The following is a 15,596-nucleotide window of genomic DNA, read 5'->3' on the forward strand; positions in this document are numbered from 1 at the left end:
ACGTGCCGAACGCCGTCTTGCCGCGGCCATGTTCGGACCATCCAGAGGGCGCGCCGCAACGCGCCTCGAGCCTGGCTACGCGGCGAGCCGGCGCCCGGCCTCCTTCGGCTACCCTTCCTGAGGCGGCGCGAACGCCGTGATCGCGGGTGGCGTCCCAACGTACTTCTCGACCTGTACCAGGACGGAGTTCGTCGGGTTCCCGCCCGAGAGTTGCGAGCTCGGCCCGTCGGAGGTCAGGTTGTTCGCGTTGCCGTGCCGGTCGAGCGTCCCGACGCGGCCGGGCGCGAGCGGATCGTACCACCCGCCCTGCCGAAAGACGACCACGCCACGGCGCGTGCGCGCCGTGACGACGGCGCCGGCAAGCGTCTGACCCCGCCCGTTGAACACGCGGACGATGTCGCCGTTCGCGATCCCGCGCGCAGAGGCATCCGCAGGGTTGATCCAGATCGGCTCCCGCGCGCCGACTTCGTACTGCTGGCGCAGCCGCGTCTGGTCGAGCTGCGAGTGCAGCCGGTCCACGGGGTGCGGAGACAGCATGTGCAGCGGGAACTGCGCCGCCTGCGGGCTGCCGAGCCACTCCGACGGCGGAACCCACGTGGCGTGGGGCGGCGTGTCGTCGTACTTGAACGACGCGATCTTTTCGGAGTAGATCTCGACCTTGCCCGACGCGGTGCCGAGGGGATGGTTGGCGGGATCGGCGCGGAAGTCGGCGTACGCCACCGCCTGGTTCGCACTGTCGGGAACGGGAAACTCAAGGTACCCTTGCCGCCAGAACGTATCGAAGTCGGGCATGGTCAGCCCGCGCTCCTGTGCTTGCTGCTGGGCGACGCCGTACAGCTGTCGCAGCCACGCGTTTTCGTCTTTGCCCTCGGTGTACTGCGCCCCGAACCCGAGGCGCTGGGCCAGCGCGGCGCAGATGTCGAAGTCGTGCCGCGCCTCGAACACCGGCGCGACCGCCTGCTGCATCGCCACGATGTAGCGATCGGTGGCGAGCAGATCGTTGCGCTCGAGCAGCGACGTCGCCGGCAGGACGATGTCCGCGTGCTTCGCCGTCGGGGTCCAGGCGTATTCGTTGACGATGATCACCTCGGGGCGCTGGATCGCCTGGATCACGCGGTTCGTGTACTGCGCCTGGTTGAAGTTGTTCATCCCGGCCCAGTAGATCATCTTGATATCGGGATAGGTGATCGTCTGCCCGTTGTAGGTCACGCTCTTGCCGGGGCTGGACACCAAGTCGACCCAGAGGTTCAAGGGGACGAAGTCCTTGACCGGGTTTGTCCCCCCAGACAGCCCGGGCATCCTCGGCGCGGTTCCCACCGACACGCCCAGGCCCCCCGGAAAGTCGGTCTGCACGCCGCCGCCCGGGAGCCCAATCTGCCCCAGCATCGCGGCGAGCGTGATCATCATCCAGATCGGCTGCTCCCCATGAGACGCGCGCTGCAGGGAATACCCGCCGATCAGCATGGTGCGGGACTTGCCCATGCGATGGGCCAGGTCGCGGATCGTCGCCGCCGGAATATCGGTGATCGGCGCGGCCCACTCCGGCGATTTCGGCTGCCCGTCAACCTTCCCGCTGAGGTACTCGGCGAACTTGTCGAAGCCGACCGTGTACTTGTCCAGGAACGCCTTGTCGTACAGATTCTCCGTGTACAGCACGTGCGCAAGCCCAAGGAGCAGCGCCGTGTCGGTGTTCGGGCGGATCGCCAACCGTGTTGTGCGGAGATACTGATCGGTGTACCCTTCGATGGGGTTGATCGATACGATTGGAATCTTCGCGTCCCGGAGCTGCGCGAGCCAGCCCATGTCGAGATGGAGGAAGCTCGCGCCGGCTTGGATCTTGACGTTGACTAGCGGATCGTAGCCGAGCAACACCACCAGCGTGCTGTTCTTGAGGATCACCGGCCAGGCCGACTGCCTGGGCGCCGGGTCGCCGACGATGTAGGGCGTGATCACCGGCAACACGGGCGCGCTGTACGAGTTGATGCGGTAGACGTTCCCGCCGTACATGTTGAACATCCGCTGGAGCGCCGCGCCGGCACCGTGGAAGTTGCCCGGGTTCTGCCAGCCGGACGCCGCCGAATAGATTGCGCGGTTCCCGTACTGGGTCTTCACGCGTTTGATCTCGTCGGCGACGAGATCGAGCGCGTCGTCCCAGGACACACGCACGAACGGCTCCACCCCACGCATCGTGGTGTCGCTGCGCGACCGGTTCCGATAGAAGCCCTGTCGTATCATCGGGTATTTGACACGGTTCGGCCCGTACAGGAGGTCGGGCAGGACCGTGACCATCGAGTTCGGGTCCGGATCCTTGTCAAACGGCAGCGTGCGGACGAGGCGTCCCCCGACGACCTGTGCCACAAACGGGCCCCAGTGCGCGACGCTGAGGGAGGTCTTGGTCGCGGCATCCGCGGCTTCGCCGGGCGTCAGTCTCACTAACGGGGCCGCCGCCAAAGCGCCCGCCGTCAACCCGGCCTGCCTGAGGAACGTCCGTCTTGTGATCGGATTCATCGCGGTTCTCCCTCCCAAGGGGCCATGCGCTATGGTGCTTGTCGCCTGCCGTCCTTCGGCGCGTGCCGCGCCGCCGACCCTGCTTCCCTCGGCGTCACGCCGCCGACCCGCGTACCGTCACTTTCAACAATATCGGCGGCCCGTGCGCCCGGGTATCCGCTCGCTACCTGATATTGCGCTGACTGGCGCGCTGGGGCGGGGAAGCGGCGTTGGGGGCGCGCGGGACCGTAGCCGCCTCTGACGCCCCCGAGCGACGCGGGCGGGGATGAGCCGAATTGCGAATATCGTTGATATAATTGGTCGGAAACGAACTCTTGCGAAGGGGTGCTGACGTCTTGGACGACTACATGATTCGAGGCACGGCCGCCGGCGAGCAGATCCGGGCCGTCGCGACCGTGACCACCCAGATGGTCGAGGACGCCCGGATCCGGCACACGGCCTCCGCCACCGCCACGGCGGCGCTGGGGCGCAGCCTGACCGCGGCTGCGTTGCTGGGCGCAGGTCTCAAGGACGGCCACTCCGTGCTGCTGCGGGTGCTGGGCGACGGGCCGATCGGGGCGATCGTCGCCCAGGCCGACGCTCACGGGCGTGTCCGCGGATATGCCATGAATCCGCAGGCGGATCTGCCCGACACGCCGGCGCGCAAGCTCGACGTCGGCGGGCTCGTGGGGAAGCGGGGCACGCTGCATGTGACGCGGGACGTCGGGCTGCGCAGCCCATATCACGGATCGGCGCCGCTCGTCTCGGGCGAGATCGCCGAAGACCTTGCCGCGTACTTTTCCCGGTCGGAGCAGCTGCCGTCCGTCGTGGCGCTGGGGGTGCTGGTCGCGCCGGACCTCCACGTCCTCGCGGCGGGTGGACTGTGCGTGCAGGTGTTGCCCGGCGCGTCCGACGGCGTCGTGGCCGATCTCGAGGCGCGGGCGAAGCGGATGCCCCCGATCACGGAGCTCGTGGCCGACGGGCGCACGCCCGAGGAGATCCTCACGGCCGCGCTGGGCGGGCTGGATCCGTCGTTTGGGGAGATCAGCCCGGTCAGGTTCCACTGCCGGTGCACACGGCAGCGCGTTGAGGAGATGCTCATCAGCTTGGGGGCACAGGAACTGGAAGCGCTGTTGAACCAGGAGGGTCAGGCGGAGGTGACGTGCCGGTTCTGCGGTGACCGCTACGTGCTGGGGCGGGATGAGCTGGAAGCGCTGATTGCCGACCTGACGCGCGGCACCGCGCGTGTCATGTGAGCACGCGCGGTGCCGAACGCCGCGATCAGGCGACCCGCTTGACCTTACCGGACTTCAGGCAGGCGGTGCACACCAGGGCGCGTTGCGGGGCGCCCTTGAGCACGATCCGGATCCGCTGCAGGTTCGGCAGAAAGCGCCGCTTGGTCTTGTGGTGCGAGTGACTGACAAGGTAGCCGGTGCTGGGCGATTTGCCGCACACGGCGCAACGACGTGCCATGGAAGATCCTCCCCTTCAATGTGCCGCGCATCAGTGTACCACAGGACCGTGAGCAGGGGCAACGGGCCCGGCGTAGAAGTGCCTCCGCAGTCACGCGCATCCGGCCAGGCACGCCCCGGAGCGACGGCGCACTACGACGCAGGAGGCGGGCGGCATGGCGAACGTCCGGAGGGCTAAGGTCCTGGCCGCGCCTCGCCAGGCGGCCCCCGCGTCGGCCACGCTCGACCAGGCGCCTGCGTCCTCCGCGGCCCGCGTCATCGGCCTCTCCTCTCCCGTGCAGTACGCTCGCGGCGTCGGCCCCGCGCGGGCGCGCCTGCTCGAGGAACGCCTCGGCATCGCGACGATCGGTGACCTCCTGTACCGGTTGCCCCGGCGCGTCGAAGACCGCAGCCGTCTCCGCCGGATCTATGATCTGGCGCACGGGACCGTGGAGACCGTCCAGGGGACCGTCGTACAGATCCGTCAGTTCCGGCCGCGCCGGCGGCGCCTCGTCATCGTGAAGGCGGCCGTCACCGACGGATCCGGGATCCTGCACGTCGTCTGGTACAACCAGGGCTACATCGTGCGGCAGTTGCCGGCGGGGACCCGCGTGGTGCTGCACGGGCGCGTGCAGCGACAGGCTGGCGAGATCCAGATGACCGCGCCGGAGTTCGAGGCGATCGAGGACGGGGAGGACACGCTCCACGTCGGGCGGATCGTGCCGGTGTACCCCGGCACGGAAGGGCTCAGTCAGCGCGCGATGCGCACGATTGTCGCCCGGGCGTTGGAAGACCATGCTCGCTCGCTGCGCGAGTGGCTCCCCGAGGCGCTGCGGGCGCGGCACGGTCTGCCGGAGCTGGAGCGGGCGATCCGGCAGGCCCACTTTCCGGATACGCAGGCCGACCACGACGAGGCCCGCGGCCGGCTGGTCTACGAGGAGTTGCTCCTGTTCCAGTTGTTGATCCTCCGGCAGAAGGCGTCGCGGGACGCGGAACCCCGGGGCGTCACGTACGGGGATGCCCGCGAGCTCGTCGCGCGGTTTCACCGAGGGCTCCCGTACACGCTCACGGGCGCGCAGTACCGGGTGATGACCGACATCCTGCATGACATGGATGGGCGTCATCCGATGAACCGCCTGTTGCAGGGCGACGTCGGCTCCGGCAAAACAGTGGTCGCGGCCACCGCGCTGTTGCGGTGCGTCGGCGGAGGGGCGCAGGGCGCGCTGATGGCGCCTACGGAGATTCTCGCCGGCCAGCACTACCTGACGCTCCGCGGCCTGCTGGCGCCGCTCGGACTCACGGTCACGCTGCTCGTCGGCGGCCTCAGCCGCGCGGCGCGCGAGGACGCGCTGGAGGAGGTGCGCGACGGCCGCGCCGACATCGTCATCGGCACGCATGCCCTTATCGAGGGCGACGTCGCGTTCCACCGGCTCGGCTTGGTGGTGGTCGACGAACAACACCGGTTCGGGGTCTCGCAGCGGGCCGCGCTGCGCTACAAGGGGGAGCGGCCCGACGTGCTGGTGATGACGGCGACCCCGATTCCGCGGACGCTCGCGCTCACGCTGTACGGCGACCTGGACGTGTCGGTTCTAGACGAACTGCCGCCCGGTCGATCGCCGATCCGCACCTACGCCCGCGCCACGGCCCAGCGTCCGAAGATCTATGAGTTCGTCCGGGACCAGGTCGCGCACGGGCGTCAGGCTTACATCGTCTGCCCCCTGATCGAAGAGTCCGACAAGCTGCAGGCCGAGGCGGCGACCGCGCTCGGGGCGCGTCTTGCGGAAACGGTGCTGCGCGGCGTGCGCGTGGACGTGCTCCACGGGCGGATGAAGGTGGACGAGCGCGACCGCGCGATGCGGTCGCTCCGGGACGGGCGCACCGACGTGCTCGTGGCCACGACGGTGATCGAAGTCGGCATCGACGTCCCGAACGCGGCGGTGATGGTGATCGAGGACGCCGATCGGTTCGGCCTGTCCCAGCTCCACCAGCTGCGCGGGCGCGTCGGCCGCGGCACGCACCAATCGTCGTGCATCCTCGTCGGCGATCCGAAGACCGAGGACGGACAGGCGCGCCTCGAGGCGATGGTCGCCACGACGGACGGCTTCCGGATCGCGCAGCGAGACCTCGAGCTGCGCGGCGTGGGCGAGCTGCTCGGCGATCGGCGGCAGCACGGCGTCAGCGACCTCCGCGTCGCCGATCTGCTGCGCGATCACGCGTGGCTCGAGCGGGCGCGCCAGGATGCGGCGGCTTTGCTCTCCCGGGACCCGGCCCTACGGCGCCCCGAGCACCGAGACGTGGCGTCCGCCCTGCACGCGCGGTTTGGGGCCGCGCGGCCCGAGAACGCGAGGGTGGGCTAGTGCGGGTCACCGCAGGTGTCGCGAAGGGGACGCGGCTCCGCACGGCCGCACGCGCCGCGACGCGCCCCACGTCGGACATGGTCAAAGAGGCGGTGTTCAACGCGCTCACGCCCCGTTTGGAGGGCGCCCGCGTGCTGGATCTGTTTGCCGGCACCGGAGGGCTCGGCATCGAGGCACTGAGCCGTGGGGCGCAGGACGCGGTGTTCGTCGAACGCGACCCGCGCAGCGCGGCGGTGATCCGCGAGAACCTGCGCACCGCCCGACTCGAGGCGCGTGCGTCGGTCCGGCGGGCCAACGCGCTGACCGCGGTCGCGGCGCTTGCGCGCGAGGGGGAACGGTTCGACGTCGTGGTCCTGGACCCGCCGTACGGGCAGGGATTGCAGGCGCGCGCGCTGGAGGCCGTGGCCGCGTCGGGCGTGCTCGCCGAGGGCGCGGTGGCCGTCGCGGAGGGGCACTGGCGCGACGATCCCGGCGAAATCGCAGGGTTGCGGCGGACGCGGACGGCGCGCTACGGGGAAACCGGCGTGTGGTTCTACGAACCCGACGGAGGCGCGTGATGGCGCGAACCCAGACGGCGCTCTATCCGGGCACCTTCGATCCCGTACACAACGGCCACCTCGACATCATCGTGCGCGCCCGGCAAATCTTCGGGCGGGTCATCGTCGGGGTGCTGACGAACATCGAGAAGGACACGCTGTTTCCGGCCGACGTGCGGGTCGCGATGCTGCGCGCCGCGATCACCCGGCCGACGGGCATCGAGGTGCGGCCGTTCCACGGCCTCACGGTCGAGTTCGCCCGGCGCGTCGGAGCGCGCGTGATTGTGCGAGGGCTGCGGGCCATGATGGACTTTGAGTACGAGCTGAAGATGGCCGCGATGAACAAACGGTTGAGTCCGGAGATCGAGACCGTGTTCATGATGACGAGCCCCGAACTGGCATACCTCAGCTCCACGCTGATTCGCGAGGTGTCCGCGTTCGGGGGATCTGTGGCGGGACTCGTCCCGGCCGGCGTCGTGCGGCGCCTGCGCCGGATCACATCTTCGCACGCGAGGTGAGGACGCATGGCCACTTCCAAGAGTACGCCGTCGCCCCGGTCCGCGACCGAGTGTCTTGATGCGCTCGAGGCGCTGCTCGAGTCCGGGGGCTCGATCTTCGGGCGCCGGTCGCGCACCGACGAGGCGCGCCAGTTGGTCGCCGAGCTCCGCGCGCTCGTGTCTCAGGGGACCGCGCGCGCCCAGCAGGTGCAGGCGGAGGCCGAGGCCGTGCTGCGGCGCGCCCAAGACGAGGCGCGGCGCATCGTCCTCGAGGCCCAGGAGCGCGCCCGCGGGGGGGTGGACGCGGAGGTGGTGCGGGGCGCCGAGCTCGAGGCGCAGGAGGTCCGCACGGAGGCGCGGCGCGAGGCGGACGATGTGCGGCGGCAGGCCGATCTGTACGCACTCAAGATCTTCGAGCGGCTCGACGCCGAGGTGTCGCGCGTCCTCTCCACGATCAAGCGCGGCAAGGCGATCCTGGGCGACCGCAACGGAGCCGGTCCCGCGTCGGGGCGCCTTGACAACGAGAAAATGGCGTCCGTATAATGAGCCGGTGTGCCCGGGAGCGATACCCGGGCACGCGGCGTGAGGTGGGGGCGTGCGCGCGTACGTCGGGGACGTGCTCGTTGAGCCGGGCGCGGCGCGGACGGTGGTGTTCTGCGAACGGCTGCATCCACCGTCCGACGAGGTGACGCTGCCGGACCCGGTCCGGGGCGAGCTCGTGGTGAGCGGGACCGGGCGCACGGTACGCGTGCACGGTCGGGTGCAAGCGACCGCCGGGCTGATCTGTGGTGCGTGCCTGACCCGGTTTGCGCTGCCGCTCGACGTCGAGGTCGATGAGGAGTTTGCCCGTCCCCCCGCCCGAGCGGACCGCGACCTCGCGGCCGAGCAGGCGCTTGGACCGGACGACTTCGTCTCCCCGATCGAACCGGGCGACGTGGTGGATTTGACCGAGGTGATCCGCCAGCACCTGACGCTCGCGCTTCCGATCGCCCCGCGGTGCTCGCCGGCCTGCCGCGGGCTCTGCCCGACGTGCGGCGCCGACCGTAACACCGGACCGTGCGGCTGCGAGGCCGACGAGATTGACCCTCGGTTGCAGGCGCTGCGGGAGTGGGCGGGGACGACAGAGAGCTCGTCTCCGGGCAACAAGAAGCGGACGCGCGGGACCGAGCGCCGGCGCGGAGAAGGAGAGTGACCGATGGGACTGACGAAGCGGCGGTTCAGCAAGTCGAGGACGGCCAAGCGGCGCGCCCACTTCAAGGTGCACGCGGTGACCCTCGTGCGCTGTCCGAAGTGCCATGCGCCGATGGTGCCGCACCGAGTCTGCCCGACGTGCGGGACGTACGCCGGGCGACAGGTCCTCGAGGTGCGGGAGGACGAGGAGAAGTCGAAGGCCTGAGCGGTCGGGCCGTCGACTCGATGAATACGCGGGCACGCGGAATGCGGGTGGCAGTCGACGCGATGGGTGGCGACCACGCGCCGCGCGAGATCGTGGCGGGCGCGGTCGAGGCAGCGCGGACCCTCGGGGTCGACGTGACCCTCGTCGGGCCGACCCGTCTGCTGGAGGAGGAGCTCCGCCACGCGGGCGGATCGCAGGGAGTGCGCATCGAGGAGGCGCCCGAGGTCATCGAGATGGCCGAGGCGCCGGCCATGGCGCTCCGTCGGAAACGGCGGGCGTCGATCCCCGTCGCGGTCGACCTCGTGCATCGCGGGGAGGCCGACGCGATGGTGAGCGCCGGCAACACCGGCGCGGCGATGGCGGCCGCCCTGTTCGGCTTGGGCCGCGTCGAGGGCATCGACCGCCCGGCGATCGCGGCCGCCCTGCCCACCACCCGCGGACGGGCCATTCTCGTGGACGTCGGTGCGAACGTCGATTGCCGGCCAAAGCATCTCGTACAGTTCGCGGTCATGGGCAGCGTCTACGCGCGCGTCCTCGGCATCTCGGAGCCTCGGGTCGGCGTGCTCAGCAACGGCACCGAAGAGACGAAGGGCAACGATCTTGTGATTCGGGCCGGCGAGCTCCTCCGGCAATCCGGCCTGCGGTTCATCGGGAACGTCGAAGGGCGGGAGTTCTTCGACGGGGTCGCCGACGTCGTGGTGTGCGACGGGTTCGTCGGGAACCTGGTGCTGAAGTTCGGGGAAGGGCTGGCGCTGGGGATCTTCACGCTGCTGCGGGAGGAGCTCACCCGCGGGGTGCGCGTGCGGCTCGGCGTCCTGCTCGCGGCGCCCGGGCTGCGGGCGGTGCGACGACGCATGGACTATACCGAGTACGGGGGGGCCCCGCTGCTCGGCGTGAACGGCGTCTGCATCATCAGCCACGGCAGTTCGAAGGCGAAGGCGATCCGCAACGCCGTCGCGCTGGCCGCCGAGTCGGTGCGCGCGCGGATGGTCGACGCGATTCGCGAGGACGTGGGCCGGCTCGCGGAGCCCGCGGTCTCTCAGGGCATTCGCGCGGACTAGGAGCGCATCGGTGACCTTCCCCTCCGAACCCGCCCGGGGTCCCCAAGCGCGCGCAGTGTCCCCGCGCACTCGCGGGGTGGCCTAGCCGGTGCGACTCGCCGCGGTGTTTCCCGGACAGGGCGCGCAGTACGTCGGCATGGGGCGGGAGCTGGCGGAGCGGTGCACGCCGGCGCGCGAGGTGTTCGACCGTGCGGGCGCGGCGCTGGGGTTCGACGTGCTGGCGTTGTGCGCCGCCGGATCGGAGGAGGCACTTCGCGCGACCGCGAATACGCAACCCGCGATCCTCGTCACCAGCCTCGCGTGCCTGGCTGCGATGCCGTTCCAGCCGGATTGTGCCGCCGGACTGAGCCTCGGAGAATACACAGCCCTCGTCTGCGCCGGCGCGCTGGAGATGGAGGACGCAGTAAAGCTGGTGCGCCTGCGCGGCATCTACATGCAGGAGGCGTGTGCGGGACGTGACACGATGATGGCGGCGGTGATCGGCTTGACCCCAGCACAGGCGCGCGGCGCCTGCGCGCCGCACGCGCACCTCGGGGTTGCGGAGCCCTCCAACTTCAACAGCCCGGGCCAGGTCGTGATCGGCGGTGACGCCGCGGCGGTACGGGCAGCGCTCGAGACCGCGAAAACGCTCGGCGCCCGCCGGGCGATGCCGCTGGCGGTGAGCGCCCCCTTCCATACGAGCCTGATGCGGCCGGCGGCCGATCGCCTTGCCGGGGAGCTCGAGCGAACGCCGATCCGGCCGGCGCGCATTCCCGTCTTCGCAAACGTCTCGGCGGCGCCGGTCCGCACGGCCGATGAGATCCGGCGGGCGCTGCTGGCGCAGATGGCGTCGCCCGTGCTGTGGGAGCAGTCGGTCCGCGCCATGCACGCCGCCGGCGTGCGCGCGTTCGTGGAGTTCGGCCCCGGAACGACGCTCGGCGGCATGATTCGCCGCACGGTCGAGGCCGAGGTGTGGCACGTCGAAGACCTCGCATCGCGCGAGACCACGGCGGCGGCGCTGGCCCGCGCGACGGGTTCGCTCGCCCACCCCAAGCCCTCGCTGGGATGAAGGGGACGTCTGGAGGCGGGGCCCTCTGATGCGGACATGGCAGGACACGGACGTCGTGAGGCGGCGGATCGGGTGAGCGCGGACACGCGGGTCGCGCTGGTCACGGGGGCATCGGGCGGCATCGGCGGAGCGATCGCGGAGCGGCTCGCGTGCGACGGTGTCGCGGTGGCGGTGCACTACCGTGGCAACGCGGCCGGTGCGGAACAGACGCTGCGCCGGATCACGGATGCCGGCGGGACCGGCGTGCTGCTGCGCGGCGACGTGACGTCTGCCGAGGCCTGCCGGAAGCTCTGCGCCGAGGCCCTCGAGTGGCGGGGCCGGTTGGACATCCTGGTCAACAACGCCGGGCTGACGAAGGATGGTCTGCTGCTCCGCATGAAGGACGAGGATTGGCACGAGATCTTGGCGATCAACCTGCACGGGACGTTCTACTGCACCCGCGCCGTGCTACGGGAAATGGTCCGCCAGCGACGGGGCCGTATCATCAACATCAGCTCGATCGTCGCGGAGGTCGGGAACGTGGGGCAGGCGAACTACATCGCGGCCAAGGCGGGCGTCATCGGGTTCACCAAGGCGATCGCGTGGGAAGTGGCCGCGCGGGGGATCACCGCGAACGTGATCGCCCCCGGGTATGTCGAGACGGTCTTGACCGCGGGGTTGAGCGAGGAACAGCGCGCGCGGGTGTTGAGCCACATCCCGATGGGTCGGACGGGGCGACCGGAAGAAGTCGCCGCAGCGGTGGCGTTCTTAGCGTCGGACGAAGCGTCGTACATTACGGGACAAGTCTTGAACGTGGACGGCGGGTGCGTGATGCGGTAGACGGCAACGCCGCGCTCCGGGCCGAATGTAGCGCGGCAGCGTGGCAGCGGGCGGTACAGCGGACGGAAGACTCAGGGGGTGGTAGGATGGCACCGGTGTTCGATCGGGTCAAGGCGATCGTCGTAGAGCAGTTGGGCGTCGAGGCGGGGGAGGTGACGCCGCAGTCCAAGTTCGTGGAGGACCTCGGCGCGGATTCGCTCGACGTGGTCGAACTGGTGATGGCGCTCGAGGAGGAGTTCGACCTAGAAATCCCCGACGAAGACGCCGAGAAGATCGCCACGGTCGGGGAGGCCGTGAAGTACATCGAGAGTCACACCGAGGCGCCGGCAGAGTAGCCGCGTGGGCTCGGAGATTGCGAGGGGCGACAGCCTGGACACGATGGAGCGGAAATGGGTCGGCGCGTAGCCGTTACCGGTGTCGGTGTCGTCAGCCCGATCGGCACGGGTAAGGACGCGTTCTGGAACGCCCTCATGGAGGGGCGGTCGGGCGTGCGCCGGATCGTGTCCTTTGATCCCACGCCGTTCGACTGCCAGATCGCGGCGGAAGTGGCCGATTTCGATCCGTCGGCGTACCTCGATCGGAAGGAAGTTCGCCGCAACGACCGGTTCGTGCATCTCGCGATCGCCGCGACGCGGCTGGCCCTGGACGACGCGGGGTTTGCGATCGGCCCGCAGAACCGTGACCGCGTGGGCGTCGTGATCGGGTCAGGCATCGGCGGGGCGCACACCTGGGAAGAGCAACACGACATCCTCAGGGACCGGGGCCCCGGCCGCGTCAGTCCGTTCTTCGCCCCGATGATGATCATCAACATGGCCTCGGGCGCCGTCAGTATCCAGGTGGGCGCGCGCGGCCCGAACTTCTCGATCGTGTCCGCCTGCGCCACGGGCGGGCACGCGGTCGGCGAAGCGCTGCGCATCATTCAACGGGGCGGTGCCGACGCGATGATCTGCGGCGGGGCGGAGGCAGCGATCACCCCGTTGAGCCTGGCGGGGTTCTGCTCGATGAAAGCGCTCAGTCTGCGCAACGATGCACCTGCGCAGGCGTGCCGCCCGTTCGATGCCGGTCGGGACGGGTTCGTCATGGGAGAAGGCGCGGGCGTCGTGCTGTTGGAGGCATGGGAACACGCGGAGCGCCGCGGCGCCCGGATCTATGCGGAGCTCGCGGGGTACGGCATGAGCGCGGATGCGTACCACATCACCCAGCCAGACCCCGAAGGAGACGGCGCAGGGCGGGCGATCGAAATGGCCCTCGACGACGCGCGCGTCGAGCCGGCCGAGATCGGCTACATCAACGCCCACGGCACGAGTACGGTGTACAACGACAAGTTTGAGACGCTCGCGATCAAGCGCGTGTTCGGCGACGCCGCGAAGCGCATCCCGGTCAGCTCGACCAAATCGATGACCGCCCATCTCCTGGGCGCCGCCGGCGGGGTCGAGCTGATCGCCTGCGCCCTTGCGATCGAGCGTGAGAAACTGCCGCCGACGATCAACTACGAAGTGCCCGATCCCGACTGCGACCTGGACTACATTCCCAACGTCGCCCGCGCGGCACGCGTGGACATCGCGATGTCGAACGCGTTCGGCTTCGGCGGCCACAACGCGATCCTGATCGTGCGGAGGCCGTCCTGACTGTGAACGGACTGCCCCCTGGCAGTCCCGGCGTGCTGTCGCCGGAACGGGAAGCGCTATTGGCCGAACTCGAGACGAAGCTCGACGTGCGCTTTCGCGATCGGTCGCTGCTGCACACAGCGCTCGTCCACGGGTCCGTGGGCTCCGACGCCCGCAGCCAACACGGTGACAACTACGAGCGGTTGGAGTTCCTCGGCGACGCTGTCCTGAACCTGGCGATCAGCGACCACCTGTACCGGATGTTCCCAACTCGTCTCGAGGGCGATCTCGCGCGGCTGCGCGCGGCGGTCGTCAGCGAGGGGCCGCTGGCGCACGTGGCACGGGCGATGGACCTCGGGCGATACTTGGTGCTGGGCCGCGGGGAAGAAAAGGGCGGCGGGCGCAGCCGAGTGTCGCTGCTCGCCGACGTGCTCGAGGCCGTCGTCGGCGCGGTGTACGTCGACTCGGGCTACGGCGTGGCGCACCACTGCGTGATGCGGTGGTTCGCCGAGGACCTGGCGCGACTCGAAGAGCCGGGGGAAGGGGACTACAAGAGCCAGTTGCAGGAACTCGTTCAGCAGCGGGAACGCCGCCTGCCCCGGTACCGGATCACGGGCCAGGAGGGACCCGACCACAGCCGCGTCTTCGTGGCGGTCGTCGAGGTGAGCGGGCGGACCCTCGGCGAGGGTCGGGGCCGGAGCAAGAAGGAGGCCGAGCAGGCGGCCGCCCAGGAAGCGCTGGTGCAGCTTCGGCGGGGCCAGGCCGGGTGAAGCAGCTGTGGGCGCCGTGGAGGCTTCAGTACATTAAAGCGTCCCGGACCGAGGGGTGCATCTTCTGCTCGCTCCCGAGCGAGGGGCGCGACCGGGAGCACGGTGTCCTGTATCAGGGCCGGCACGCGTTCGTCATCCTGAATGCGTTCCCCTATAACTCGAGCCACCTGATGGTCGTGCCGCGGCGGCACGTGGCGCGCCCCGACGTCCTCACCGCGGACGAACGGCTCGAGCTGTTCCATCTGATGACGGCGTCGATGCAGGCGGTCACCGGAGAGTACCGGCCCGAGGGCTTCAACGTCGGCATGAATTTGGGACGCGCCGCGGGTGCCGGGATCGATGACCACCTGCACATCCACGTGGTGCCCCGCTGGATTGGCGACACCAACTTCATGCCCGTGGTCGGCGAGGTGAAGGTGTTGCCGGAGGATCTGACCGCGACCTACGACCGCCTGGTGGGACCGCTCAAGGTGGCCGCGGAACGGGACGATCCGGGCCGAACGCGGGACGACTGATCCCACCGCCCCGTTTTACCCGACGGTGTGGCGTCGAACCCCTGCCGCGCCCCGCGTAGCAGCGATGTGATACGCGCAGGCACGCTGCTTGCTATCATGGAAGGGTGCGTCCCCGCGTTTACAACAGGGTTTCAGACCTGCGGCGTCGAGCCATCGTGGTGCTATCGGTCGGGCTGCTGGTCGGGGTCCTCACGTCCGGTCTGTGGCCCCTCCGCGCGCCCGGTGCGGCGCAGGGTGGGCCACCGTCAAGAGCCGGAACGGCTGCGGCGGCGGTGGCCGACACCGCCGCGCCACCGCTGGCGCTCACGGACCGATCCGCGCGGCTGCTCGGGGTCACCGCCGGCGATCTCGTGGAGCTGTCGCTCACGGCGGCGGGGCCGTGGCGTGCGTTTCGCGTGGCACAGATCTACCGCCCGGCCGAATACCCGACCGAAATCTCGCGCACGCGCGTAGACGTGCGGCTCCACCTGCCGGATCTCCAAGCGCTCGACGGCGGCCGAGATGACGTGGACAGCATCGTCGTCCGCGTGCGACCGCCGGCGCGCGGGACCGACGTGACGGCCCGCCTCAACGCGTTTCCGCTCGGATTCCGCGCCTACACCGCCGCGGACCTGGCGGCACGCGGGTCCACCACCTTCGAAGTGATCGCGCGCTTCCACCGTGCCATCAGTGTCGTCACGATCGTCGCAAGCAGCGTGTTCCTCCTTGCCATCATGACTCTCCGCGGCGAGGAGATGCGGCGCCAGGTGGGGTTGATGCGGCTCGTCGGGATCTCGCGTCGCAGCGTCGCGGCCGCGGTGCTCCTGATCGCGTCCGGGGTCGCGCTCGCGGGCAGCCTCGTCGGTGTCGGGCTCGGGTACGTTCTGTCGGCCGCGATCAACCTCTACTACCAGCGGCTGTTCGACACGCCGCTCGTGTTCTCGCAGATCACCTGGCCGCTCGTGGCCGAGGCGGTCGCGCTGTCGGTGGTGCTCGGGGTCGCGGCGGGCGCCGCGACCGCGTGGCGGCTGCTCCGGCGCCGGCCGCTCGATCAACTCGGGCGGTAGCCCCGC

The 15,596-nt window shown here is 70.0% G+C and carries 16 protein-coding genes and 1 pseudogene; 15 read left to right on the forward strand and 2 right to left on the reverse strand.

Annotated features, from left to right (window positions below; translation table 11 throughout):
* Positions 1 to 108 precede the first annotated feature (108 nt).
* On the reverse strand, positions 109 to 2,508 hold the full coding sequence (locus VKZ50_18220) for a molybdopterin-dependent oxidoreductase (GenBank protein ID HLJ61665.1): 2,400 nt from the start codon (positions 2,506 to 2,508) through the stop codon (positions 109 to 111).
* Positions 2,509 to 2,855: 347 nt separating this feature from the next.
* Between VKZ50_18220 and hslO the strand changes: the two genes are divergently transcribed.
* The gene (hslO, locus tag VKZ50_18225) at positions 2,856 to 3,743 is read left to right on the forward strand and encodes an Hsp33 family molecular chaperone HslO (GenBank protein HLJ61666.1); all 888 of its coding nucleotides are present in this window, start codon (positions 2,856 to 2,858) and stop codon (positions 3,741 to 3,743) included.
* Between the two features lie 25 nt (positions 3,744 to 3,768).
* On the opposite strand, the gene rpmB is transcribed toward hslO, so the two are convergent.
* Entirely contained in the window at positions 3,769 to 3,960 is a 192-nt protein-coding gene (gene rpmB / locus VKZ50_18230; GenBank protein HLJ61667.1) for a 50S ribosomal protein L28, read from the reverse strand.
* A 130-nt stretch (positions 3,961 to 4,090) separates the two neighbouring features.
* On the opposite strand from rpmB, the pseudogene recG reads away from it, so the two are divergent.
* The 14 genes and pseudogenes from recG to VKZ50_18300 all read left to right on the forward strand — a co-directional run bounded on the left by recG (position 4,091) and on the right by VKZ50_18300 (position 15,590).
* Positions 4,091 to 6,295: pseudogene (recG, locus tag VKZ50_18235) on the forward strand (ATP-dependent DNA helicase RecG).
* The gene (gene rsmD / locus VKZ50_18240; GenBank protein ID HLJ61668.1) at positions 6,295 to 6,852 is read left to right on the forward strand and encodes a 16S rRNA (guanine(966)-N(2))-methyltransferase RsmD; all 558 of its coding nucleotides are present in this window, start codon (positions 6,295 to 6,297) and stop codon (positions 6,850 to 6,852) included. Before recG ends, rsmD begins: the two are co-directional and overlap by 1 nt.
* Positions 6,852 to 7,349: a pantetheine-phosphate adenylyltransferase gene (coaD, locus tag VKZ50_18245; GenBank protein HLJ61669.1), complete on the forward strand. Its 498-nt coding sequence runs from the start codon at positions 6,852 to 6,854 to the stop codon at positions 7,347 to 7,349. Before rsmD ends, coaD begins: the two co-directional genes overlap by 1 nt.
* Positions 7,350 to 7,355: 6 nt before the next feature.
* Positions 7,356 to 7,871, forward strand: coding sequence for a hypothetical protein (locus VKZ50_18250; GenBank protein ID HLJ61670.1), 516 nt, complete (start codon positions 7,356 to 7,358; stop codon positions 7,869 to 7,871).
* Positions 7,872 to 7,923: 52 nt separating this feature from the next.
* On the forward strand, positions 7,924 to 8,520 hold the full coding sequence (locus tag VKZ50_18255) for a DUF177 domain-containing protein (GenBank protein HLJ61671.1): 597 nt from the start codon (positions 7,924 to 7,926) through the stop codon (positions 8,518 to 8,520).
* A 3-nt stretch (positions 8,521 to 8,523) separates the two neighbouring features.
* Complete coding sequence (gene rpmF, locus VKZ50_18260; GenBank protein HLJ61672.1) at positions 8,524 to 8,724, forward strand: 50S ribosomal protein L32; 201 nt, start codon at positions 8,524 to 8,526, stop codon at positions 8,722 to 8,724.
* Between the two features lie 41 nt (positions 8,725 to 8,765).
* Positions 8,766 to 9,785 (forward strand): phosphate acyltransferase PlsX, encoded by a 1,020-nt coding sequence (gene plsX, locus VKZ50_18265; protein HLJ61673.1) that lies wholly within the window; start codon positions 8,766 to 8,768, stop codon positions 9,783 to 9,785.
* A gap of 88 nt (positions 9,786 to 9,873) precedes the next feature.
* Positions 9,874 to 10,833 carry an ACP S-malonyltransferase gene (gene fabD, locus VKZ50_18270; GenBank protein ID HLJ61674.1) on the forward strand — a complete coding sequence of 320 codons (960 nt, stop codon included), beginning with the start codon at positions 9,874 to 9,876 and terminating at the stop codon, positions 10,831 to 10,833.
* A 72-nt stretch (positions 10,834 to 10,905) separates the two neighbouring features.
* Positions 10,906 to 11,652, forward strand: a complete 747-nt coding sequence (gene fabG / locus VKZ50_18275) for a 3-oxoacyl-[acyl-carrier-protein] reductase (protein HLJ61675.1) — start codon at positions 10,906 to 10,908, stop codon at positions 11,650 to 11,652.
* 86 nt (positions 11,653 to 11,738) lie between these two features.
* Positions 11,739 to 11,987 carry an acyl carrier protein gene (gene acpP, locus VKZ50_18280; GenBank protein HLJ61676.1) on the forward strand — a complete coding sequence of 83 codons (249 nt, stop codon included), beginning with the start codon at positions 11,739 to 11,741 and terminating at the stop codon, positions 11,985 to 11,987.
* Positions 11,988 to 12,041: 54 nt separating this feature from the next.
* Entirely contained in the window at positions 12,042 to 13,280 is a 1,239-nt protein-coding gene (gene fabF, locus VKZ50_18285; protein HLJ61677.1) for a beta-ketoacyl-ACP synthase II, read from the forward strand.
* Positions 13,281 to 13,282: 2 nt separating this feature from the next.
* Positions 13,283 to 14,029: a ribonuclease III gene (gene rnc, locus VKZ50_18290; protein ID HLJ61678.1), complete on the forward strand. Its 747-nt coding sequence runs from the start codon at positions 13,283 to 13,285 to the stop codon at positions 14,027 to 14,029.
* Positions 14,026 to 14,544: an HIT domain-containing protein gene (locus VKZ50_18295; GenBank protein HLJ61679.1), complete on the forward strand. Its 519-nt coding sequence runs from the start codon at positions 14,026 to 14,028 to the stop codon at positions 14,542 to 14,544. The genes rnc and VKZ50_18295 overlap by 4 nt, the downstream gene beginning before the upstream one ends.
* Before the next feature lie 155 nt (positions 14,545 to 14,699).
* Positions 14,700 to 15,590, forward strand: coding sequence for an ABC transporter permease (locus VKZ50_18300; GenBank protein HLJ61680.1), 891 nt, complete (start codon positions 14,700 to 14,702; stop codon positions 15,588 to 15,590).
* Positions 15,591 to 15,596 lie beyond the last annotated feature (6 nt).

It is taken from the genome of bacterium (genome assembly GCA_035295165.1).
GTDB lineage: Bacteria > Sysuimicrobiota > Sysuimicrobiia > Sysuimicrobiales > Segetimicrobiaceae > JAJPIA01.